Origin of the sequence: Tissierella sp. P1, from assembly GCF_002266425.1 — a bacterium.
Taxonomy (GTDB): domain Bacteria; phylum Bacillota; class Clostridia; order Tissierellales; family Tissierellaceae; genus Tissierella; species Tissierella carlieri.
Genome location: NZ_NPMN01000008.1, coordinates 15,325 through 38,904 on the forward strand (window position 1 = coordinate 15,325; position 23,580 = coordinate 38,904).

Genomic DNA, 23,580 nt, shown 5'->3' on the forward strand with positions numbered 1-23,580 from the left:
AAAACTTCTATATATTTCTTATAGAAGTTTTTTTAGAATAGTTTTTATTATTGTTGTTGGTCGTATTGAGGCTCTTGATTTTTTAGATAATTTACTCTGTTTTCTAACATTTGAGCCATATTTTCAGCATTTGAAGCTAAACTATTAAACATTTGTTTTGCAGTTTGATCATCAGTATCTAAAGAAAATGTTTTTAAGTCTGCTGCTAATCCTTTAGCGCCTGCTAAAGCAGTTTCTAATTTAGTCATTACAGTCATGAACTCATCTCTCCTTATATATATTTTCACAATTAGTATCTGCAAAAATAATATAAATATTAGGAAATGTTTGGGAGATTAACTTTAAAGCCAATATAATAAATATGGCAATTCCATTATAGATTTCCCATTTTTACCTTTTATACATATTAGATATAAGGAGACAATATTTATTGAGGTGAATAAAGTGAAATTATTTATACCAGACAGAGCTTATATTGATCCTAAAAGCTTAGAGTATGATGTTGGGAAATTTGCTAAAGAGCAATTAGAAAAATTAAATATTCCTATAATTGAGAGCAAAAAAGTTTCAATAGAGGGTAAGTCACCTTCTGAAAATTATGCTAAAGCAAAGAAAACAATTTATTTAACTGTAAATAAAGAAAAAAAATTAAGACCTTGTAGTCCCTCAGCAGATTATCAATTTTCTCTATCGAGTTCATGTCCAGGACATTGTGAATATTGTTATCTACAAACTACACAAGGGGAGAAACCCTTTATGAAAGTATTTGTAAATATATATGAGATAATCAATGTTATCCAAGAACATATAGATAAGAATTTACCTAATATAACTACTTTTGAGTGCGGAAGTATTACTGATCCTGTTGCTCTTGAACACTTAACTGGGAATCTTAAAAGATGTATAGAATTTTTTGGGAATAGTGAAAAGGGAAGACTTCGAGTAATTACTAAATTTGATAATGTAGATTCTTTTTTAGATATAAATCATAATGAGCATACTAAATTTAGATTTAGTATCAATACTAAATATATAATAAATAAATTTGAGCATAATACTGCCAGCTTTGAAGAAAGGATGAGAGCAGCATGTAAAATTGCAAATTCAGGATATCCTATAGGTTTTATTATTGCTCCCATTATGATATATAATAATTGGAAAGATGATTATAGGGAATTATTTAATGAGTTAAAATCTCAATTAGGAGATTATAAAGAAGAGATCACCTTTGAATTGATACAACATAGATTTACAGCTACTGCTAAAGAACTCATACTTACAAGATTTCCTAAGACTGAACTTGATCTTAATGAAGAAACTAGGCAATTGAAATGGGGGCCTTATGGAAAGTTTAAATATGTTTATCCAAAAGAACAAAGCAGTGAGATTAAAGATTATATTTCTGATATTATTCAAAAAAACTTTAGCAATTCTAGGATTGAATATTTTACGTAAGAAGCTAGCTAATATTTTCTTTAAAGCACCTTAGAATGAAATTTTAGGGTGTTTGTTTTTTACAATAAATTATAGTAGAAAGAATAATTATATTAATGGATCATTTTACAATCTATAAATTAAGTTTAGCTTTACAAAGCTATTAGTTAGGGTTTACTATTGAAAGATAGAGATTTTAGTAGGATAAACTTACTTGGAAATATCAATGACAATATAAAAAGGATGGTAATAATATAATGACAAATAATTTTAAGATACTTGGAATAAGTAAGGAACTGGAGAAAGTGCTAGAAAGGGATGGAATTACTAGGCCGACACCTATTCAAGAACAAGCTATTCCCCAGTTGTTAAAGGGAAAAGATGTAATAGCACAAGCACATACCGGAACTGGTAAAACTTTTGCTTTTATGCTACCAATTATGGAAACAATTGATATCACAAAACCATGTATACAGGCTTTAATTATAGCTCCTACAAGAGAATTAGCAATTCAAATAACTAATGAGGCTAAGAAGCTGACACAAGCTAAGAATATAAGTATATTAGCAGTCTATGGCGGTCAAGATGTTGAGAGACAATTAAGGAAATTGAATAAGGGTGTTAATATAGTTATTGGAACACCAGGTAGGTTATTAGATCATATGAGAAGAAAAAGTATTGATTTAGGTCAAGTGAAAATGATTGTCTTAGATGAAGCCGATGAAATGCTAAATATGGGATTTTTAAAAGATGTAGAGGAAATAATATATAAAACTTCAAAAACACGTCAAACCATGTTGTTCTCCGCTACAATGCCAAAGCAACTTCGTAGCTTAGCTGTTAGGTACATGAAGGAACCTGTCCAAATACAGATACAGAGTGAAAAGGTAACACTAGATGAAATAAAGCAGGTAGTAATAGAAACTACAGATAGGGGAAAGCAAGACGCACTTTGTAGTGTTATAGATGAAGAAAGACCCTTTATGGCAATAATCTTTTGTAGAACAAAGCGACGTGTAAAGGCTCTTAACAGTGATTTACGAAATCGTGGATATAATTCAGATGAAATACACGGAGATATCAGTCAAGCTAAGCGTGAAAAGGTAATTAATTCCTTTAGAGATATGAAACTGCAACTTCTTGTTGCTACAGATGTTGCCGCCCGTGGTTTAGACATTGAAGGTATAACTCATATTTTTAACTATGATATACCAGAAGATGCAGAATCCTATATTCACCGCATAGGACGTACAGGTAGAGCTGGTGAAACTGGAAAGGCTTTTACATTTGTTACGCCTAGGGATCAGCAGGACTTAATTGCAATAGAAAACAAAATAAGAATGAATCTAAAGAAAAGAAAAATTGTAAAAGATAATGTAAAGGATAAGACTAACAGGAATAACACTAATGAGCAAATCAATAAAAAACAGGATTTTAGATGGAATAAAGATTCAGGTAAAAAGAAGACCATTAGAAGTATTGATAAAAGAAAAGGTAAGAAAAAGTAGAAATAATAATCTTTAACTTGAAAATATTGTGCTCTTTTTTAACAATATCCTAAGTAAGGCTAGCTAGAAAAGAGCATTTTTTATTTAATAAAGTATGATTAATTTAGATTTTAAATAAGGACTACTATTTTGGAAAGTTACTCTTATTTATAAAGGAAAAGTATGTCTTTAGACAATGTACTTTTAGATACAGGTTCAGGTGGTACTGTTTTTAAAGTGTGCAAGGTAAATGAAATAGGTATAACAATAGAAAAAGATAATACTATAGAAATTATTTTAGGGATTGGTGGGGTAATATTTGTATACAAGAAAAGTATTTATGGAATAATTCTTGAATTTATCAAAAAGGTATCTTTAGCTGATGTAGTAGAGAATTTTGGGGGAATATTGATATAAATAATAAAAAAAGAAGGAAATTAGGAATTTGTGTCGAATGCAATAGATAATACCATAGTTAAAAATGTTTTCTTTATAATATTGACTAAGACAATTAATAGAAGTATAATATAATTATATTGACAGAGACAATAAAACAAAAATGGAGGTGGATGTTTGATAGGATTAGAATATATTTTAAGTCTGTATAATATGCAGCATATAGAACTGGCAGAAAAACTTGGTATAAGAAAACAAAATATAAATATGTGGATTAAAGGAAAACAAAATATTCCTAAAAAATATCTACCTATACTGGAAGAACTATTTGGATTAAAAGGAGAGTATTTTACTAGGGAATTAGATGAAATAGATCAATTAGAAATTCAAAAAGAAAAGTTAAAAAGTGATCTAAAACCAGTTATAAAAAAACATGAGCAACAATTTATGATAGGAAAAGTCAACGATATTGTAGAAGTTCCAGTTTATGATAAAGAAGAAATCAATACAATAGAAAGAGATATTGAAAAGGCAAAGCTAGTATCTAGATTTAAAGAGGCACTAGATATAGTAGATAATAATCCCTATATGGATACCTATAAATTAATTGTAGAGTTGTTGGAAAAAGTTCAGCATGAGGTTATTCTTCATAAGACTATAGAAGCCTTAGCACATTATTATGAAGTGTTACCAGATTGGGTAGCCACTGGACCAGAGCAGGATGAATTTGAAGAAGATATATTTGAAGTATTTGATGATTATAATTATTAGAATTAGGAGGAGATTTAATGTCAACAGGAAATATTGGATTTGAAGAAACACTGTGGAAAACAGCAGATAAACTTAGGGGTAGTATGGATGCTAGTGAGTATAAGCATGTAGTATTAGGGCTTATATTCTTAAAATATATCTCAGATAAGTTTGAAACTAAATATAATGAGCTTGTAGAAGAAGGAGAAGGCTTTGAAGAGGATAGAGATGAATATACATATGAAAATATATTTTGGGTTCCGAAGGAAGCAAGATGGGATTATATCAAAGACAATGCAAAGGACCCTAAAATAGGACAATATATAGATGATGCAATGATTTTAATAGAAAAAGAAAATCCAACATTAAAAGGTGTACTAGATAAAAGATATGCAAGACCTGAGCTAGATAAAAGAAGATTAGGAGAATTAATAGACCTTATATCAACTATAAAACTTCATAAAAATGGAGAAAAAGATTTATTGGGAAGAGTCTATGAATATTTCTTAGGTCAGTTTGCTAGTGTAGAAGGTAAAAGTGGAGGAGAATTCTACACTCCTACATCTGTAGTTAAGACTCTAGTAGAAATGATTGAGCCTTATGAAGGAAGAATTTATGACCCATGCTGTGGAAGTGGTGGTATGTTTGTTCAATCTGAGAAATTTGTTGAAGAACATCAGGGAAAAGTTGAGAACTTATCAATCTATGGACAAGAGCTTAACTCTACTACGTGGAAACTCTGTAAAATGAACCTTGCCATAAGAGGATTAGATGCTAATCTAGGACCACATCATGATGATACCTTCCATAATGATTTGCATAAAACATTGAAGGCAGACTATATTTTAGCGAATCCACCATTTAATATCAGTGATTGGGGAGGAGCAAGATTAATAGATGATGTAAGATGGAAATATGGAACACCACCAGAAGGAAATGCCAACTATGCATGGCTTCAACATATGATTTATCATCTGGCACAAAACGGAGTAGCTGGAATAGTACTAGCCAATGGTTCCCTTAGTTCTAATACTTCAAATGAAGGGGAAATTAGAAAGAATTTACTTGAATCAGATTTGGTAGATGCTATCGTAGCGTTACCTGATAAATTGTTCTATTCAACAGGAATACCAGTGAGTCTTTGGATATTAAATAGAAACAAGAAAAACAATTCTAAATATAGAAGTAGAGAAAGAGAAGTACTATTTATAGATGCCAGAAATCTTGGTGAAATGATTGATAGAAGACATAGAGAGTTGAAGGAAGAGGACATAAGGAAGATTGCTGATACTTATCATGGATGGAGAAATGTAAGCAATTCACAATTCACAGTTCACAATTCACAATTGAAAAACAAGGATAGTCATCCTGAAGTTATTGAAGGATCTAGCACCTGTCATTTTGAACGCAGTGAAGAATCCTTATTGCCTATGGTTGCTGAAGAAACTGCAATTTATGGTGGATATGAAGATATAAAGGGATTTTGTTATAGTGCTACAATTGATGAGATAAGGGAGCATGAATATGTATTGACTCCTGGAAGATATGTAGGTATCGAAGAAGTAGAAGATGATGGAGTACCTTTTGAGGAGAAGATGGAGAATTTGACATCTGAACTATCTGAGCTATTTGCTAAGTCAAGACGCCTAGAGGAAGAAATAAGGAAGAATCTAGGGGGGATTGGGTATGAGGTTTAAGCAATGCACAGTTCACAGTTCACAATTCACAATTGGAAAAGATCTTGTCATTCTGAGCTTAGCGAAGAATCTTGATGTTTTGGTGGAAGTAGGTGGGAGTTGTGAGTAGGGAGTGGGAAGAAGTTAGATTAGGGGATGTTATAGACTTTAATCCAACAGAAACTATTAAAAAGGGTACTATTTCTAAAAAAATAGGAATGGAAATGTTGAATTCCTTTCAAAGGAAAATTGAAGGATTTGAGGTAACGGAATATAAAAGTGGAACTAAATTTAGAAATGGAGATACGTTATTAGCTAGAATTACACCATGTTTAGAGAACGGAAAAACTGCACAAGTAACTATTTTAGACGGTAATGAAATAGGCTTCGGGTCAACTGAGTTTATAGTATTGAGACAGAAACCTAAACATACCGTAAATGATTTCATTTATTATTTAGCTATATCTCCTATGATTAGAGAAACAGCTATAAAGTCTATGACAGGAACATCAGGAAGACAGAGAGCCCAAAAAGATGTAATTGAAAATACATTATTTAAATTACCAACTCTCAAAGAACAAAAAGCCATAGCCTATGTCCTCTCAACTCTAGATGAAAAAATTGAAGTTAATAAACAAATTAATAAAAAACTAGAGGAGATGGCTCAAACTATTTTTAAGCATTGGTTTATAGATTTTGAATTTCCAAATGAAAATGAAGAGCCTTATAAATCTAGTGGTGGTGAAATGGTTGAAAGTGAACTTGGAATGATTCCTAAGGGGTGGGAAGTTGGAACTATACAAGAACTAGGAGATGTGGTTGGTGGAGCAACACCTTCAAAGAAAAAAGAGGAGTATTTTGTAGAAAAAGGGATACCATGGGTTACACCAAAAGATTTATCAGAGAATAAGAATTTGTTTATTAGTAGAGGAGCACTTGATATTACTGAAGAGGCTTATAAAAGTACAAGCGTAAGAAAAATGCCTAAGGGAACTGTTTTATTTAGTTCAAGAGCACCTATAGGATACATAGCTATATCTAAGAATGAAATAACAACAAATCAAGGTTTTAAATCAATAGTGCCTAGAATCTCTAAAGGTTTTAGTAGTGAATTTATTTACTGTTGGCTAAGAGAGAATATCGAAGTTATTAAAAACAGAGCATCAGGATCAACATTTAAAGAAATTTCTGGAGGTGAAATGAATAAAATTCCTTCTATAATTCCAGAAAAAAGTATTTTAGATAAATTTAAAAATATAATTAGTAATGCTTTTATAAAAATAGAGGTTAGAGAATCAGAGAACCAAGTTCTATCCGGCCTCCGAGACACCCTTCTCCCAAAACTAATGTCAGGAGAAATTCGTGTCCCATTAGAGGAGGATGAGATCCTATGAAATTTGGACCAAGAAAACTAAGCTTTAAAAAACGTATATCAGCAAGAACAAGTATAAAAAGGCAAATGGTCCACCGTGGAGGACTTAAGATGCTAGGGGATATGGATGGATTAGAAATCCTAAGAAATATGTATATAACAAGGTTTATAATAGAACCACCTTTGATATTTTTAAATTATTCAAGAAATTGTTTAAATAGTAAAAGTCCGAAAGGGGGAAATCATATTGAATTTCACTGAAGAATCATTAGAACAAGCTGCCATAGAGATTTTACAAGAATTAGGTTATGATTATAAATTTGCTCCAGATATATCTTTTGATGGAGAATATCCTGAAAGAAAGGATTATCGTGAAGTTATATTAGAGCAAAGGGTAAAGGATGCATTATTTAGAATAAATAGAGACTTACCAGAAGAAGCATTGGAGGAGGCTTATAGACAAATAATTACCTTCAATAGTCCGATGCTAGAAGAAAATAATAGATATTTTCATAAGCTTTTAGTTGAAGGTATGGAAGTATCTTATCAAGAGAATGGACATATTAGAACTAAACGAGTTTATATCATTGATTTTCATAATATAGATAACAATGAATTTTTAGTAGCCAATCAATTTACTATCGTTGAAAATGAAGAGAGAAGACCAGATCTGATTATATTTATCAACGGTATTCCATTAGTTGTAGTTGAATTAAAATCAGCCAGTGATGAAAATGTAGGTATTGAAGAGGCATTTAATCAGATTCAGACATATAAAAAGGATATTCCATCACTATTTAACTATAATGCCTTCTGTATCTTATCTGATGGTATCAATGCTAAGGCAGGGACTATTACTTCAAATGAAGCAAGATTTATGAATTGGAGAAGTATTGATGGTGAAACTATAGAACCATTTTCTAGTCCTCAGTACGAAGTTTTATTTAAGGGTATGCTTGCTAAGGAAAGGTTACTGGATATTATTGAAAACTATATCTTATTCCAAGAATCTAAGGAAGAAGAGAAAGATTTTTATGGAAATAAAATAGGGGATAAGAAGACTATTATCAAGATAATGGCAGCTTATCATCAATATTTTGCTGTAAAGAAAGCCATTGAAAAAACTAAAGAAGCTACTAGTGAAGACGGAGATAGAAAAATAGGAGTTATATGGCATACTCAAGGCTCAGGAAAAAGTTTTTCCATGGTGTTTTATACTGCAAGATTAGTGAAAGAACTAAACAATCCGACTATTGTTGTCATTACTGATAGAAATGATTTAGACGACCAACTATTTGAAACCTTTGCAAAATCAGAGGATATATTGAGACAAACACCAAAGCAAGCAGATGTAAGGAAACTTACTGAAGCTCAAAAATCTCAACAATTAGGAAACAACTCAAAGGAAATAAACGGACTTTATGATTTATTAAATGATAGAGAATCTGGTGGAATTATATTTACTACTATTCAAAAGTTTACACCAGAAGATGGAGATATGCCTGTTTTAACGGATAGAAAAAATGTTATCATCATTGCAGATGAGGCCCATAGGTCCCAATATGGATTAGAAGCTAAAACTGATATTAAAACAGGAGAAGTAAAATATGGCTATGCTAAATACTTAAGAGATGCTCTGCCTAATGCTTCATTTATAGGTTTTACTGGAACTCCTATAGATTTAGAGGATCGTTCTACAACAGCTGTATTTGGACATTGTATAGATACATATGACATGACAAGAGCTGTAGAAGATGAAGCAACTGTAAAGATTTATTATGAAAATAGGATTATAAAACTGGAAACTGATGATGAGGAATTAACAAAAATAGATGATGAATTTGAAGAAGTAACTGAGGGACAAGAGGATTTTGAAAGAGAAAAGAACAAAGCTAAATGGTCAAGGCTTGAGGCGGTAGTTGGCTCACCTAATAGAATAAAGAAATTAGCTGAAGATATAGTGGGGCATTATGAAGAAAATTCTAAGACCATAGATGGTAAAGCTATGATTGTTTGTATGAGTAGAAGAATATGTGTTGATTTATATGATGAGATTGTAAAATTAAGACCAGATTGGCATAGTGATGATTTAGATAAGGGGAAAATTAAGGTTGTAATGACTGGCTCTGCAGCTGACAATGAAAAATTACAAAAGCATGTAGGTGGGAAACAAAGAAGAGATACATTAGCTAAAAGAATGAAGGATAATGATGATGAATTAAAAATTGTAATAGTTAGAGATATGTGGCTTACAGGTTTTGACGTACCTTCTATGCATACCATGTATGTAGACAAACCTATGAAAGGTCACAATCTAATGCAAGCAATTGCAAGGGTCAATAGGGTATTTAAAGATAAATCAGGTGGAGTTATAGTTGATTATCTTGGAATTCTCGAGAGTCTAAAAAGAGCATTAAAACAATATACGGATTCAGATAAGAAAAACACAGGTATTGATACTTCTGTAGCCATATCTATAATGCTTGAGAAACTTGAAATACTTCAAGATATGATGCATGGCTACGATTATTCAAAATATATGGGTACATCACAAGCGGACAGAATCAGAGCTATTACTGGCGGTATGGATTTTATCCTTGGAAAACCAGAAAAAGAGCAGAAAGAGTTTAAAAATATTGCTATAGAACTGGCAAAGGCTCATTCCTTATGTGCTGCCACAGATGAAGGAAAGGAAAAGGCCTTGGAAGTAAGCTATTTCAAAGCTGTGAAGGCTAGTTTATCTAAGCTTCAAGAAAAAAGTACTCAAAGAAAGTCAAAAAAAGAAATCGAAGCTAGGTTAGCTCAAATGCTAGAGCGTTCTATTATTTCTGAAGATGTAATAGATGTATTTGATGTTATGGGACTTAAAAGACCAGAGGTTTCTATCTTATCTGAGGAGTTCTTAGAAGAAGTTAGAGGGATGAAACAAAAAAATCTAGCAGTAGAAATGCTTAAGAAACTCTTAGAAGGTAATATAAAATCCATGGAAAGAACTAATTTAGTTAAATCTGAAAAGTTTTCAGAGAAACTAAAAAAAGCTTTAAATAAATATCGTAACCAAGCTATTACCAATGCTGAGGTTATAGAGGAACTAATTAGAATGGCTCACGAGATAAAGAAAGCAAATGAAGAAGAAAAGGAACTAGGCCTTAGTGAAGATGAAATAGCATTTTATTATGCTCTAACAGCTGATGATGCAGTAAGAAAATCCATGGATGATGAGATTTTAAAGAAAATTGCTCAAGAATTGACTCGAGCTATTAGAAATAATATTACCATCGATTGGAGCATAAGAAGAAGTGCTCAAGCTGGTATGAGAAGAATAATAAAAAGACTTCTTGCAAAATACGATTACCCACCAGAAGAAGCAAAAAATGCCCTTAAGGTTGTTATGAGGCAGGCTGAGAAGATGTGTGGGAATGTGTATATGGACGGAATGGATTATGATATGGTGGCTGAGGATGATCAGGATTATTTGATGAGGTAGATAAGAACAGGGGGGGAAACATGATCGATCCGCAAAGAGCAGAATCAATAAAGTCTTTGATAAATGATGTAGATAAAGGAAATATCGTTTTGCCAGAGTTCCAAAGAGATTTTGTCTGGGATATAGGGAAAACATATGATTTATTTGATTCTTTAGTAAGAGATATTTTCATTGGTGCAATTATTTATGGAAAACCTTCTTTTGAAATTACGGTTAGAGAAATTGATAAAAGACCAAGGAAGGGTATTGGAAGCAGAGCTAAATTAAAGATTAAATCATATAGTAAAGAAGAAATTAAAAGTGAAACTCAAATAAATAATTTTAGACTTGTACTTGATGGGCAACAAAGAATTACATCTTTGTATAGAGCATTAAAAGGTATTGATGAAGTGTGGTTAATTATAAGAAATGATGAAGAATTAGATGATGATGTTCAAAGTACTGATTTTAAAGATAGAAGTCTTGAGGAACTAATATACGAATTTAGAGGACAAGAGGATGATGAAAGATTATCTATTAACATATCTCATGCATACAAAATAGCAATAGATAATCTTTTTGAGGATGATATTAGAAAGACTTACTTTGATAATTTAACATTTACTGCTGGGATGGATGATGATGAATTGATATCTAATTTCAGAAGGTATTTAATAGTATGTAAGAAAATTGATTCACTATTATCCAGTGAGAAACTACTTTCTTATTACCTTTTAAATATGAATACTGATAAATTTTCATTATTCTTTGAGAGAAGTAATAGTAAAGGTATTCAGTTGAACTTTATTGATATACTTGCAGCCAAACTATATAAAGGATTTAATTTAAGAGAGAAGGTTGAAGAGTTACAGGTTGCCTTTGCTGATACAGGCTATGTATTTAATCGGGAAATCATAGTAAGAGCTATAGCATATATTGTGAGTAATGGGAAGGAGGTTAATAGGTCATATATATTAGGTAGTTTAAATTATGTGCATTTCGTAGAATATTGGAATGAAGTTTGCAATTATTATAAAAAAGCTTTAGATTTTCTGTATAAAGGTAATTTTATCTTATCTCAATCTTGGATGCCATATGAAAATATGATAATACCTTTGATTATGTTTTTACGTGAATTAAAAAGCAATGACTTTTCTCAAATGAATGAGAAACAACTGGATTTTATTAAATATTGGTATTGGGCTTCAATTTTGTCTCAAAGATATTCTTCAGGTTCAAATGAAGTAATTATCCAAGATTCCATAGCTTTAAGCAATATTGCAAGAAATAAAAAAATAAGCGATAGATCTTATTTTACTAGATTAAAGATTCAAATGATGGCTGACGATATTCTAACATTTAATAAAAAGGGTAGTGTAGTTTATAAGGGTATCTTAAATATGATTAATTTTGATGCTGGTGGGCTTATTGATTGGCCGAATAGTAATAAATTGACGATTTATGATAAAATTGAAGATCACCATATATTCCCAGTTGAGTATTTAAAAACTTCTTTTAAGGATGATGAAAATGCTATTTCCTTAATAGATAGTGTAGCAAATAGAACATTAATTCCTAAGATAACAAATATCAAGATTGGTAAAAAAGCTCCTTCAATTTATTTAAAAGAGCTAAAACTGAACAATCCTGCACTTGATAAGAGCTTAAAATATCATTTGATACCAGAAGATATACTAAGTGGCTTATATGATGATTTTTATACTGATTTTTTAGAAGTTAGAGCAAATCTAATTATGGATTTAATTGATAAGTATGTAATGTCTAAAGAAAAAGCAATATTTGATGACTTTTATAAACAGCCTATTATAAAAAATACTGGTACTATAAAGATTCATGCAAATTACTATAGAAATAAGGTTGAAGCAACCTTTAATATTGATACACAGAATATCTTTTATGCGGGAAATAATTATTCAGTATCTCTGGCTGCAGATAAGGCTAAGGAAGATTTAAGTGGTAAAACAGATACATCCACTAATGGATGGAAGTTTTGGAAGTATATAGATGATGATGGTAATTCTAGATTTATTGATGATTTTAGAAAAAATTAAAGTCATTTGATAAACAATTGTGAATTCTTGAATTAAGATATCAGTGCCAGTCAACTAACTTACTTTATTAGTATGCTATAAAATAGGATAATAAGGAAAGAATTAAATACTATTGGATTATACTCTAGCACACAACCCAAGGGGAAGACGTTCATCAACACCAAGACTAGATTTTGCTCTTATGAAAAATGGTAATGTGGTAAAGTTGCTAGATGCTAAATATAGGGATTTATGGGATAGAAATTTACCTAGAGATATGTTATATCAATTAGCAGTTTATGCTAGGAGTGGAGTTGGAGATAAAGCAGGAACTATACCATATGCAGTGCTTTCAGATGTAACAGTTGTTCAAAAGATAGATATTAATAACCCAGTATCTATTGGCAAAATAGCAAGTGTTATCTTACAGCCTGTTAATCTTGAAAAAATAACAATGTTAATTGACGGAGATATAAGGGATCAGAAGAAATATGTTTGTAGTATTATAAGCTAACCTAAGCCAAGATAGGACATATCAATATTTAGAACTATAGATAGATTGAAAAAATAGGTGGAATCTAATGGAAGTTTCACCAAAACAAATGGGAAGTAGAGGAAAATAAAAAGTAAATATAATAATCATACTTATAAAAAGACATTAGTATAATCACTTAATATATTAATGTTTTTTAATTGGAAACAAGATACAATTAAATAAGAAGGGGTATCGTTTATGACTGAAGAACAATTTGAAACAGCTTTTTATCGAGTACAGAAATATAACAGAAAGAATGACAAAACCAGAGATAAATGCTGCAGAAAAATCTATAAGAGGAAATTTAGCATCATAATATATGATATATGATAAGATATATGGAGGAGGGTGATTCTATGGAGTTAAATAGAAAAATCTTAAAAATGGGAATAATCATTATCAGCTTATCTATAATAATTTCTCTAGGACTTGCTATGTTTATGAAATTAGATAAACCAGTATTTTTTAAGAATTATATAGAAACAATGCTTGAGGTTTCTAGTAATTCATATAGAGAAGATGAGTTTGTTTTAAAATACATAACCAATATTTCAGATAAGAGAAGAATTACTGATATTTATTTTGAGGAATATCCTAACCTTGTGTTATATGCAGGGAACTATAGTAGTAGGAGAGATATATTTCCTATATTTCTATGGGGTAGCAATTTTAGAGAAGAAGTCTATGGTAGATATGTTATTCGAAACCTTTACGTTACAATGGATATAAGAAGTTTAGGAGAATTTGATGAAATTGAATTAAATAATGCAAGGATTACTTTTGATGATGGCGATGTAATAGATGTAAACCTTGGTAGAATAATATTTTATAATTACTATGATGAAGATAACAATTATAAAAATGAACATTTGAAATCTTACAGTAGCACTAGTTCTTCTGATGGAACCTCATCAGCGATAATGGAAGTCAAAGAAGATATAACTATAACAAATGTGAAGTCTTCCTTATTAAAGGATGTAGATGATTTAGTAGAAATAAAAATAGGAGATATTGGTTATGGTGATATCTCAGAAATCCAATATAAAAATAATGATGTTCTAAGAATAAATTCAGTATTTAAGCATCCAAAGGATATCTTAAGAAAATTTAATCTATATAATATAGAGCCGAAGATTTATTATAAGGATTCAAATGAAGACCTCTTCTATAGACGAGTGCATGGTATTAAATATACAAATTACGATATTAGTACTTGGGAAATAATCAAGTATTTAAAGGCAAGGGGTGAGATCTAATGTATGAAGGGTATAATAAAATCTTTTGGGGAATCTTTATTGCAACGTTTAACATAAAATTTGGAACAATGAAAATTTTTCCAGCCTTTGTAGGACTGCTGGTAATCTCTAGGGGATTAGGAATACTATATGAAGAAACTAAGCTAAAATTATTTCATAAGGTGCACAATATGGGGATATTAGCTACGAGTATATCATTTATAGGTGGAGTAATAGATTATTTTTCTAATGGCTCTTTAAATAGTTCCATAGCTATGTCAATTTGGGCCATAATGTATAATGTTATTGAGTTAATTTTGTTTTTCAAAACACTAGAATCCTCTATTGAATATTTAGATACTAATGATTATTCTGAGGTGGCTAATGAAAATATAGGAAAACTAAGAACCTACACAATTTGTTCAATTATTAATATTTCCTTAATGAGCTTTGCATTATTATTTAATTTTAGGATATTGATGTCTGTTGTAGCTTTCATTGCAATTATTTTAAGAATATTTATGATGGTATTAATTGGCAGATTAAAGAAATTATTTATTGAAGTTGAACTTTCAGATGAATAGGTTAAAATTATTGCAAAATGCCCTAATAATATGACTAAGTACGTATTTATTCAAAGTCTAAACAATTGTTTAACGACTTTGAAAGTTATGATAAAATAATAAGTGTAATCATTTTACTAATACAATTAAATGAAGGGAGATGGTAAAATGAGAATAGGTGAATTTGCACAGAAACATAATACAACACATGATACAATAAGACATTATTTAGATATGGGACTTTTGATAACTGAGAAAAAAGGTGGACATTATAGATTCGATGAGAGTGATAGCTGGGACTTAGAAAATATTATTGAACTAAAGTCAATGGGTTTTTCCTTATCCGAGATCCAAGAGCTATTATGTTATCATCGTCTTGCTGGAGATATGACCATCGAATATAGAAAATATTACTTGTCTCTATTAGAAGATAAAAAGAAAGATTTTGAAGAGAAAATAGAAAAATATAAAACTATGGGTACTTTTATTAGTGATAAAATAATGAAGCTTCAATTAGATGAAGATAAATTATCAAAATTAGGGTTGCCCCTATCTTCAATTGAAATTATAAAGTGTCCATACTGTGGCTCTATAATGGAAATTTTTAATGGAATTATAGAAAAGAGCATGATTATGGCAGGAAAAATCAAGTGCAAATGTGGATTCATAGCTTCTATTGAAAATGGAATATATGTAGATGAGAAGGCAGTAAAAGAGAAAAAATTAAATAGCAAAACTATGCCGACTAAAAAGGAATTTTTAAATGCAGCATCTCCTAAATTTATTAATTTCTATTATAATGGTATGGCTAAATCAATTGATTATATATTAAGATATACAAAAGAGCCTAAGTATATATTAGAATTAGATCATTGCGTAGGTTCTTTCCTAATGCAATACATAAAGAACTTACCTAAAGATTCTACATATATTCTTGTCTGTTATGATAAAGACAGATTGACCAATATAAAGACTAATATAGAATTCCATTATAGTCATAGTAACTTTATTTTCTTATGTTGTGATGTAGACAGATTACCTATTGGAAATTCAAGTGTTGATCTTATTATCGATCATGGTATGACTAAGATTTATGCTGAGACAGAAGATAAATCACTTCCAATTATATGCTCTTCATTAATGAAGGAAAATGGAATTTTAGTTGGGACATATCATTATTTCGATAAAAAATCAAAGGATTTTGAGTCGTTGTTACCTAAGAAAAAGGAAGTTTATAACAGAGAAAAGAATTTAGAAAGATTAGAGGATGCCAGTTTTGAGAAACTAGAAATAACCGATATTGGACCTATAATAGAGAATAATCCTTTTAATTTAGATATAAGAAATAGAGAGTTATATATGACAGTATATGCAGGAAGAAAGAAAGGCAATGAAACATTGGGTTAGCCCAAGTTTTATTGCCTTTCTTATATTAATTTTATGAAAATATTATATTGACGTAGCTTTAACCCAAGAATATAAAATTTAATTAGTTAAATATAAATCAAACAAGGAGGTATTTTATATGAAATTTAAAAAGTCATTAAGTATGTTACTGTGCATAATACTTATGCTTGGCATTGTAGGTTGTACAAAAGATACACCTACTGATGCTCCAAAGGATAATATAAACAGTGAAACTACTTTTAAACCAGGTACATATACAGCGACATCAAAGGGTAACAATGGTGATGTAACGGTGGAAGTAGTATTTGATGAAAAGTCTATTGTGTCAGTAACTGTTAAAGAACATAGTGAAACCCCTGGATTAAGTGATACACCAATCCAACGTATACCAAGTAGTATAGTTGAAGGTCAAACTTTGTCAGTAGATACTGTGGCAGGAGCTACTATGACTTCTAATGCTATATTAGCAGCTGTTGAGGATTGTGTAAAACAAGCAGGTGGAGATGTAGATGTTCTTAAGGCTGCAGCAGGTAACAATGATGCGTCTGTATCTGAGACAGAATTGACAACTGATATAGTAGTTGTTGGTGGTGGAGGTACTGGTCTTGCAGCAGCAGCTTCAGCCTATGAAAATGGTGCAGATGTGATTCTTTTAGAAAAACTTGCTGCTGTAGGAGGTTCTACTGCATTATCAGGCGGAGGAATTTCTGCTACTGGTTCTCGATTTCAAGAGGAGCTTGGCATAAAAGATACTAAAGAGTCGTGGATGACTTTATGGAAGGAGCGTCAAAACACTAGTAATCCAGATGGTAAGTATCCTGATTATAATAGAGTGGATAAATTTATGGATGAAGCAATTAAGACCACTCACTGGCTAGTTGATACTATTAAGCATAAATATGGAAAAATAGAAGGTTTCGGTTTTGATCCAGTTCCAAGACTACATTTTCCAGATGGTGGTAATGGAAGCGCTTTAACTGGAAATATTGAAAAGTATATAACTGAGAAAGGTGTTAAAATACTTACTGAAACAAAAGTAACAGAATTAGTTACTAACAGTAATGGTGATGTAATAGGTGTTATTGCGGAAGGGAAAGATGGAAAAATCAAAGTAAATGCCAAGAAGGTAATTTTAGCAGCTGGTGGTTTTGCTAAGAATGAGGAATTATTAAATCGTTTTATTCCTGAGATGGCAGGAACTGCAGAGTTAAGTGCTGCTACCGTAGGTAGTACAGGTGATGGAATCCTGATGGCTGAGAAAATTGGAGCAGCTTTATATGAAGATCCATGGGTAATAGGTTTAGGTATTACATCTCGTGTTCCGGAGCTAAGAATATTAGATTGGGATAGCTCTAAGATTTTAGTAAATGAAAAAGGAGAAAGGTTTTTTAATGAAGCAAGCCATTATTCAATTGTAACTAATGAGGTTGCTGGTGAGAAAAGTGTTTGGATGATTCTAGATTCAAAGGAATCTAATATTAAGGCCACTGAACTATTTAAATCAGCTTTACCAAATGAAGAAATAGCTACAGGAAATACCATAGAAGAACTGGCAAATGCAATGGGAGTGCCAACTGATTCATTGACAAATACTATAAAGACCTTTAATGAGGGATGTGAAACAGGAAATGATCAGTTTGGTAAGATGAAAGAAATGCTAGTACCTATTAATGCAGGACCATATTATGCATTAAGATTTTATCCTAAGACAATGGGCACATTCGGTGGTGTAAAAACTGACGAATATTACAGAGTACTAAGGGAAGATGGCTCTATAATTAATAACCTATATGCAGGTGGAGAGTGTTCAAATAGAAATATGTATAATCAAGTTTATATGTCAGGAAGTGCTGTTCAATTAGCAGTTACTAGTGGACGTATAAGTGGGGAACATGCAGCTAAATCAATTAAATAATGGGGTTGAGCCTAGGAGCTTTTAATCCTAGGCTTTCTCATGTAGTGATAATATAATGGAGGGTTTTATAATATTTCTAATATATCTTATAAAATGGGTAATAAGAAAGAAGAAATAGTTGTAAAATAAATAAAAGTATGAAATAATATAATAATTCTGCTATTAATTAATTAATAGCAGAATTATTATAAATAAAGGGAGGTAATGAAATGCCAAAAATAAAGGTAATAACCGATAGTACGGGGTATATTACTAGAGAGTATGCAGAAAAAGAAAATATAGCCATAGTTCCACTAAATTACGTATTTGGAGAGGAAACTGGTAAGGAACCATTTCCAGGAGAATTTGATGAGTTTTATAATAAGTTAAGTACTACAAAACTATTTCCTTCTACATCCCAGCCTGCGGCAGGTGAGTTTTTAGATGCTTTTAATAAGGCTTTCGAAGAAGGATATGATGAGATAATAGCCATTGTTTTATCCTCTAAATTAAGTGGCACTTATAACAGTGCAGTGCTTGCAAAAAATATGTTAGAGAATAAAATGATTACTATTGTTGATTCGCAGATGGCAGCTTCAAATCTAAGATTTCTAGTTGAGGATGCTGTGAAGATGGCTAAGGAAGAAAAAACATCTAGAGAAATTGAAAACCATTTAAATTATAAAAAGATGAAAATGCATGTGTATTTGACTACTGAGACCTTAGAATATTTAAGTAGAGGTGGTAGACTCTCAGCAGTTCAAGCAACAGTAGGTAATCTATTAAATATTAAACCTATAATTGAGCTAAATAATGGAGAACTTAAGCTTTTAGAAAAATTAAGAGGGAAAAATAAGGCATTATCGGCTATAATAGACAAGGTTCCATCTAATGTTGAAAAAATAGGGGTATGCCATGTTTTAGATGTAGAAGATGCTAGGAAATTAAAAAATAAATTAGAAGAAATGTTTCCTAATGCTGTAATAACAATTGATGAATTAGGCCCGGTTGTTGGAGCACATTTAGGGCCTAAGGGAATAGGAATTTGTTTTTATTAAATATTATATATTTAATTATAAATAGATACTCAAATTGTGCGAAATATGATATAATTATGACGAACTAAAAGTTATTAATTATAGTGGGGGTGCATTTAATGAGAAAAATATTAGTGACAGGAGCATTAGGACAAATTGGTTCAGAACTTACTACGGAACTAAGAAGAATTTATGGGGCAAGCAATGTAGTTGCTAGTGGTAGAAGAGTAAAAGAAGGCCATGAAAAGTTAATTGAATCCGGACCGTTTGAAATAGTAGATATAACTAAAGGCAAAGAAGTATCAGAAATAGTTAGAAAACATAATATAAATACAATCATCAATCTTGCTGCGATTCTTTCAGCTGTTGGTGAAAAATATCCAGAGCAATGCTGGGATATTAATATGAATGGACTATACAATATTCTTGAAGTAGCGAGGGAAGAAAACTGCATGGTATATACACCATCTTCTATTGCAGCTTTTGGACCTACAACTCCACCAGATAATACACCACAAGACACTATTCAAAGACCAACAACTATGTATGGTGTCACAAAGGTAGCTGGAGAATTATTATGTGACTATTATTTCAAGAGATTTGGAGTAGATACTAGAGGAGTTCGTTTCCCAGGTCTTATTTCCTATGAAACATTACCAGGTGGAGGAACTACAGACTATGCAGTTCATATCTATTATGATGCATTAAAGAACAAGAAATACACCAGCTTCATAGGTAAAGGAACCAAGATGGATATGATGTATATGCCAGATGCATTAGATGCTATAGTAAATCTTATGGAAGCAGATTCATCTAAACTAATCCATAGAAATGCATTTAATGTAACTGCAATGAGCTTTGATCCAGAAATGCTAGCTGCATCAATTAAAAAAGTTATACCAGAATTTGAACTAGATTATGATGTGGATCCGATAAGACAAGGTATTGCTGATACTTGGCCAAATTCATTAGATGATTCAGCTGCTAGAGAAGAGTGGGGATGGAATCCAAAATATGATTTAGATGCAATGACTAGGGATATGCTTGAAAAACTGACAATTAAATTAGGATTATAGAATACTTTTAATAGGGTTATAGCTAATTAGCCTATAACCCTATATTAATTAATTTTCTAAAAACATGGTTATAAATTGTATATAAATAGGTGACCCTTCTATGGGAATATATTCTGCTTTTAATACTAAGAGACCTGCTTCAACTATATAATTGATACCTGGTTGAATTACTCCATTCACAAAGAGACTTTGAAAAGAGGTTTGATGAGGAGCTAGTATTCCCTTGTTACCGTATATAGTTAGTTCATCACTGTTTGTGTATATTTTTGTTCCATTTGCAAGAGTATTATACTGATAAGTTTCTGCTTTTAAAAGTTGGTTACTTGAATTCTTTATTATTAAATACTCAAGAATAATTGGTGCACCTTTTTGAGGAATATCTACTGTTGTTAAAGTCAAAAGTCCAGGTTTTATTGTATAATTAACTTTGGGTTGTAATACCCCATTAATAAATAAATTAAAATATGAGACTAAATCTGGATTAGGAATCCCTTTATCACCGTATATCTTTATCTCATCATCATTTGTAAATTTCTTTTTGACTCCATCTGAAACTGTGTTATATTGATAATTTTCTGCATATATGACTTTGCTATTCTGACTATGAAAATAACCAGTGATTTCTGCAACTAGTACAACAATAGTAGAAGAATTTAAATCTCCTATATTCCAGATAATCCGGCCATTTGATTGAGAGGCAGTGCCTTGGCTTAGGCTAATGATATTAAAACTAACCAAATCAGTTAAAAATAAGTCATCGGTCATAATAATATTATTGACAGGGCCATGCCCATTGTTTGATATTTGAATTTCTATTATCCATGTATTAGTGACCTTAGGTTTAACATTTAAGGGACCTGCTATAATATATTTTTTAATAGTTAAATTACCAAATATAGGAGAACATAGGTTACAGGTGTTAGATTTTAGTGATTCTTTTTGCAAAAATGGCTTTTCTTTTGTTGGAAAAAAATTGGGAAGTTTTCTAAGTTTAAAGGTGTCAAGGACTGAAATATTATTAGAGTTTTCATAATGAGAAGGTTCAGGATTCAATTCAAAACTAGGTATAAATAATTGAACTTTTTCTACTGCTTTAATAATTATAAACACCCCTACAGAAAAATTTAATAGATTGTTTAATTCAATAGACTGTGTTAAAATCTTTGAATTAGTATCTAATAGAATATCAAAAGAAAATTCATCTCTTTTATCTGGGGTAAACATAACGATATCTTGAGGTGTATCAGGTAAATATCCTTTAATCGTATCTCCCTCCATAGTAGTTATTTCAAATGGTATTTTTAGGAGAAACTGAATTCTTTTGAAATTCAGCTTATCCTTTATATCAGTTATCACTAGGGTATTTTCTATAATAAAGCCTTGCTTAAATATAATATTTTTGAAAGTATCATTACCTATATCTACTATTATATTTCTAAAGCAAGATTTTTGTTGACATTGAAAAAAAACTTTGTCAGTAATAATACAGGTGTTTTTTAAATCATGTATAAAGTCAAAAACTTTGACTGATGGACCAGAAGATATACTAGATAGTATACACGAATCCAGATTCGAATCTAAACCTGAGGCAATAGCTCTATTTATAGAACGTAAACCTGTAGCATTAAAGAGACCTTTGATTTTAAACATAGCAGTTAAGGTTTTACCAGGAGGAATCTCTTCAATACTCCAGATAATAGAATTATGAGCTACAAGAATGCCTCCAGAAACTATAAATAGGGTATTAATATAATTAATCTCGTCAAATAAAATATAGTCTGTTACAATTACGTTCTTTAAAACCTCACTAGTTAAGTTAGTAACTTTTAAAGAGAAGCACCATGTTCTGAACTTACCCGAGAAGGCTGCTAGAGGTTCATCTACAATAAATTTTTGTAATAGTAATCTTTCTTTTATGGTACTTTGATCAGGCAAAACTATGATTTCTATATCATCTGCAGGACCAGCAAATATTTCACCAGTAGCTAGATTACCAAGAACTGAGGCAGTATCTAAATTTCTAAATCCATCTTTAGAAAAAGAACCTATAATGTCTACTACTAAAACTGAAGTTTCTAATTTCTTTAGTAGACCGACTTCCCAAATAATTTTATCATCTATTAGACTAGCATTGCCTTGGGATATACTGATAATTTTAGCATTATTTATATTATCTATAAATAATGTATCTGTCATAATAACATCAGATATATTATTACTATTAGAATTACTTATCTTTATTTCTACTCTCCAGCTATTGGTTTTATCAACATTTACTTTTGTTGGTCCAGATGTGATGGTCTTAGTAATATCTAGACTTCTAACAACTTCTATTGATTTTCCACAGACAATATCAGAGCTAACTTCACCTAATGGGCTATCACCGATTGCCAAACTTCTATTGATAAAGCGAGTGCCATCGGCTTTGAAAAGACCCTCTACTTCAAAATTTGCAGTGACAGATTCTCCTATATTTAAAGTATTTAAATTCCAAGTAATAGTTGAATCATTTATAATGATATCACCTTGGAATGGAGAAAAGTTTATTATGTTTAAGATAGAATCTAGAATAATATTATCTGTTACAATAATATTATTAATTGGGATACTTCCTATATTGGAGACTGTCAGGGAAAACTTCCAATTGCCAATATGTCCTGTTGGAATAGATGTAGGACCAGATATAATATTTTTTTCTAGTTTTAGATAATCTTTTATGGAATTCTGAACTATAATATTAGAATCAGTAACAGGACCTACAGAGATATGTCCTAATGGTATATGACCTTTAGCTACAGCCGAATTAAGTTTTGTAGTTTCTTCCTCTATAAAGGTAATAAAAGAAATAATAATAGCTACATCTTTTTGAGGAACATCTTTAGTTTTTAATAACAGTAATCCCTTTTCAATTTCATAGTTAACCCTAGGTTGTAATACACCATTAATGAACAAATTAAAATAAGAAACATCATTGGGATCGAGGATACCTCTGCTTCCATATTCTATCAATTCATCTTGATTAGTGTAAATCCTTTTTTTACCATCGGACAGAGTGTTATACTGATAAACATCGGCTTTTAATAACCTTTTTTCATGGTTTAAAGAAGAATCTTTTGTGTACATAGATATCACTCCGAAAATAAATATAGGCTCAGATGTAATTAGTTTATGTATAAAACAAATAATATGTTCTTAAGGATA

General features: G+C 30.9%; 19 protein-coding genes. 17 read left to right on the plus strand and 2 right to left on the minus strand.

The genetic code is table 11. The features are described from left to right. Positions 1-47 precede the first annotated feature (47 nt). Positions 48-257: a DUF1657 domain-containing protein gene (locus CIW83_RS07225; RefSeq protein ID WP_094900179.1), complete on the minus strand. Its 210-nt coding sequence runs from the start codon at positions 255-257 to the stop codon at positions 48-50. A gap of 187 nt (positions 258-444) precedes the next feature. Here CIW83_RS07225 and splB point away from each other — a divergent pair, with 187 nt between their 5' ends. The 17 genes from splB (at position 445) to CIW83_RS07305 (ending at position 20,379) form a co-directional block, all read left to right on the plus strand. Beyond that, positions 445-1,455 carry a spore photoproduct lyase gene (gene splB / locus CIW83_RS07230; protein ID WP_094900180.1) on the plus strand — a complete coding sequence of 337 codons (1,011 nt, stop codon included), beginning with the start codon at positions 445-447 and terminating at the stop codon, positions 1,453-1,455. 236 nt (positions 1,456-1,691) lie between these two features. Next, complete coding sequence (locus tag CIW83_RS07235) at positions 1,692-2,942, plus strand: DEAD/DEAH box helicase (RefSeq protein ID WP_094900181.1); 1,251 nt, start codon at positions 1,692-1,694, stop codon at positions 2,940-2,942. Positions 2,943-3,104: 162 nt separating this feature from the next. Continuing rightward, entirely contained in the window at positions 3,105-3,338 is a 234-nt protein-coding gene (locus CIW83_RS07240; protein WP_094900182.1) for a hypothetical protein, read from the plus strand. A 156-nt stretch (positions 3,339-3,494) separates the two neighbouring features. Continuing rightward, the gene (locus CIW83_RS07245) at positions 3,495-4,088 is read left to right on the plus strand and encodes a helix-turn-helix domain-containing protein (RefSeq protein ID WP_094900183.1); all 594 of its coding nucleotides are present in this window, start codon (positions 3,495-3,497) and stop codon (positions 4,086-4,088) included. A gap of 17 nt (positions 4,089-4,105) precedes the next feature. Further along, the gene (locus tag CIW83_RS07250) at positions 4,106-5,764 is read left to right on the plus strand and encodes a class I SAM-dependent DNA methyltransferase (protein ID WP_094900184.1); all 1,659 of its coding nucleotides are present in this window, start codon (positions 4,106-4,108) and stop codon (positions 5,762-5,764) included. A gap of 92 nt (positions 5,765-5,856) precedes the next feature. Then, on the plus strand, positions 5,857-7,137 hold the full coding sequence (locus CIW83_RS07255; RefSeq protein ID WP_201259718.1) for a restriction endonuclease subunit S: 1,281 nt from the start codon (positions 5,857-5,859) through the stop codon (positions 7,135-7,137). Then, complete coding sequence (locus tag CIW83_RS07260; RefSeq protein ID WP_235601254.1) at positions 7,134-7,376, plus strand: hypothetical protein; 243 nt, start codon at positions 7,134-7,136, stop codon at positions 7,374-7,376. The genes CIW83_RS07255 and CIW83_RS07260 overlap by 4 nt, the downstream gene beginning before the upstream one ends. Beyond that, positions 7,363-10,602: a type I restriction endonuclease subunit R gene (locus CIW83_RS07265; RefSeq protein ID WP_201259719.1), complete on the plus strand. Its 3,240-nt coding sequence runs from the start codon at positions 7,363-7,365 to the stop codon at positions 10,600-10,602. Before CIW83_RS07260 ends, CIW83_RS07265 begins: the two co-directional genes overlap by 14 nt. Positions 10,603-10,622: 20 nt before the next feature. After that, the gene (locus CIW83_RS07270) at positions 10,623-12,653 is read left to right on the plus strand and encodes a DUF262 domain-containing protein (protein ID WP_094900186.1); all 2,031 of its coding nucleotides are present in this window, start codon (positions 10,623-10,625) and stop codon (positions 12,651-12,653) included. 112 nt (positions 12,654-12,765) lie between these two features. Further along, positions 12,766-13,146, plus strand: coding sequence for a hypothetical protein (locus CIW83_RS07275; RefSeq protein WP_094900187.1), 381 nt, complete (start codon positions 12,766-12,768; stop codon positions 13,144-13,146). A 219-nt stretch (positions 13,147-13,365) separates the two neighbouring features. Beyond that, positions 13,366-13,497, plus strand: coding sequence for a hypothetical protein (locus CIW83_RS24275; RefSeq protein WP_255374302.1), 132 nt, complete (start codon positions 13,366-13,368; stop codon positions 13,495-13,497). Between the two features lie 26 nt (positions 13,498-13,523). Next, positions 13,524-14,423 (plus strand): hypothetical protein, encoded by a 900-nt coding sequence (locus CIW83_RS07280; protein ID WP_143598531.1) that lies wholly within the window; start codon positions 13,524-13,526, stop codon positions 14,421-14,423. Next, positions 14,423-14,986, plus strand: coding sequence for a hypothetical protein (locus tag CIW83_RS07285; RefSeq protein WP_094900189.1), 564 nt, complete (start codon positions 14,423-14,425; stop codon positions 14,984-14,986). Before CIW83_RS07280 ends, CIW83_RS07285 begins: the two co-directional genes overlap by 1 nt. A gap of 147 nt (positions 14,987-15,133) precedes the next feature. Beyond that, the gene (locus CIW83_RS07290; RefSeq protein ID WP_158220041.1) at positions 15,134-16,372 is read left to right on the plus strand and encodes a MerR family transcriptional regulator; all 1,239 of its coding nucleotides are present in this window, start codon (positions 15,134-15,136) and stop codon (positions 16,370-16,372) included. Positions 16,373-16,490: 118 nt separating this feature from the next. Continuing rightward, positions 16,491-18,287 (plus strand): FAD-dependent oxidoreductase, encoded by a 1,797-nt coding sequence (locus CIW83_RS07295; RefSeq protein WP_094900191.1) that lies wholly within the window; start codon positions 16,491-16,493, stop codon positions 18,285-18,287. Between the two features lie 209 nt (positions 18,288-18,496). Next, on the plus strand, positions 18,497-19,324 hold the full coding sequence (locus CIW83_RS07300) for a DegV family protein (protein ID WP_094900192.1): 828 nt from the start codon (positions 18,497-18,499) through the stop codon (positions 19,322-19,324). Between the two features lie 98 nt (positions 19,325-19,422). Next, complete coding sequence (locus tag CIW83_RS07305; protein WP_094900193.1) at positions 19,423-20,379, plus strand: L-threonine 3-dehydrogenase; 957 nt, start codon at positions 19,423-19,425, stop codon at positions 20,377-20,379. 48 nt (positions 20,380-20,427) lie between these two features. Here the strand turns inward: CIW83_RS07305 and CIW83_RS07310 are convergent, their stop codons facing one another. After that, positions 20,428-23,502, minus strand: a complete 3,075-nt coding sequence (locus CIW83_RS07310; RefSeq protein WP_094900194.1) for a DUF4183 domain-containing protein — start codon at positions 23,500-23,502, stop codon at positions 20,428-20,430. Between the last annotated feature and the right edge of the window lie 78 nt (positions 23,503-23,580).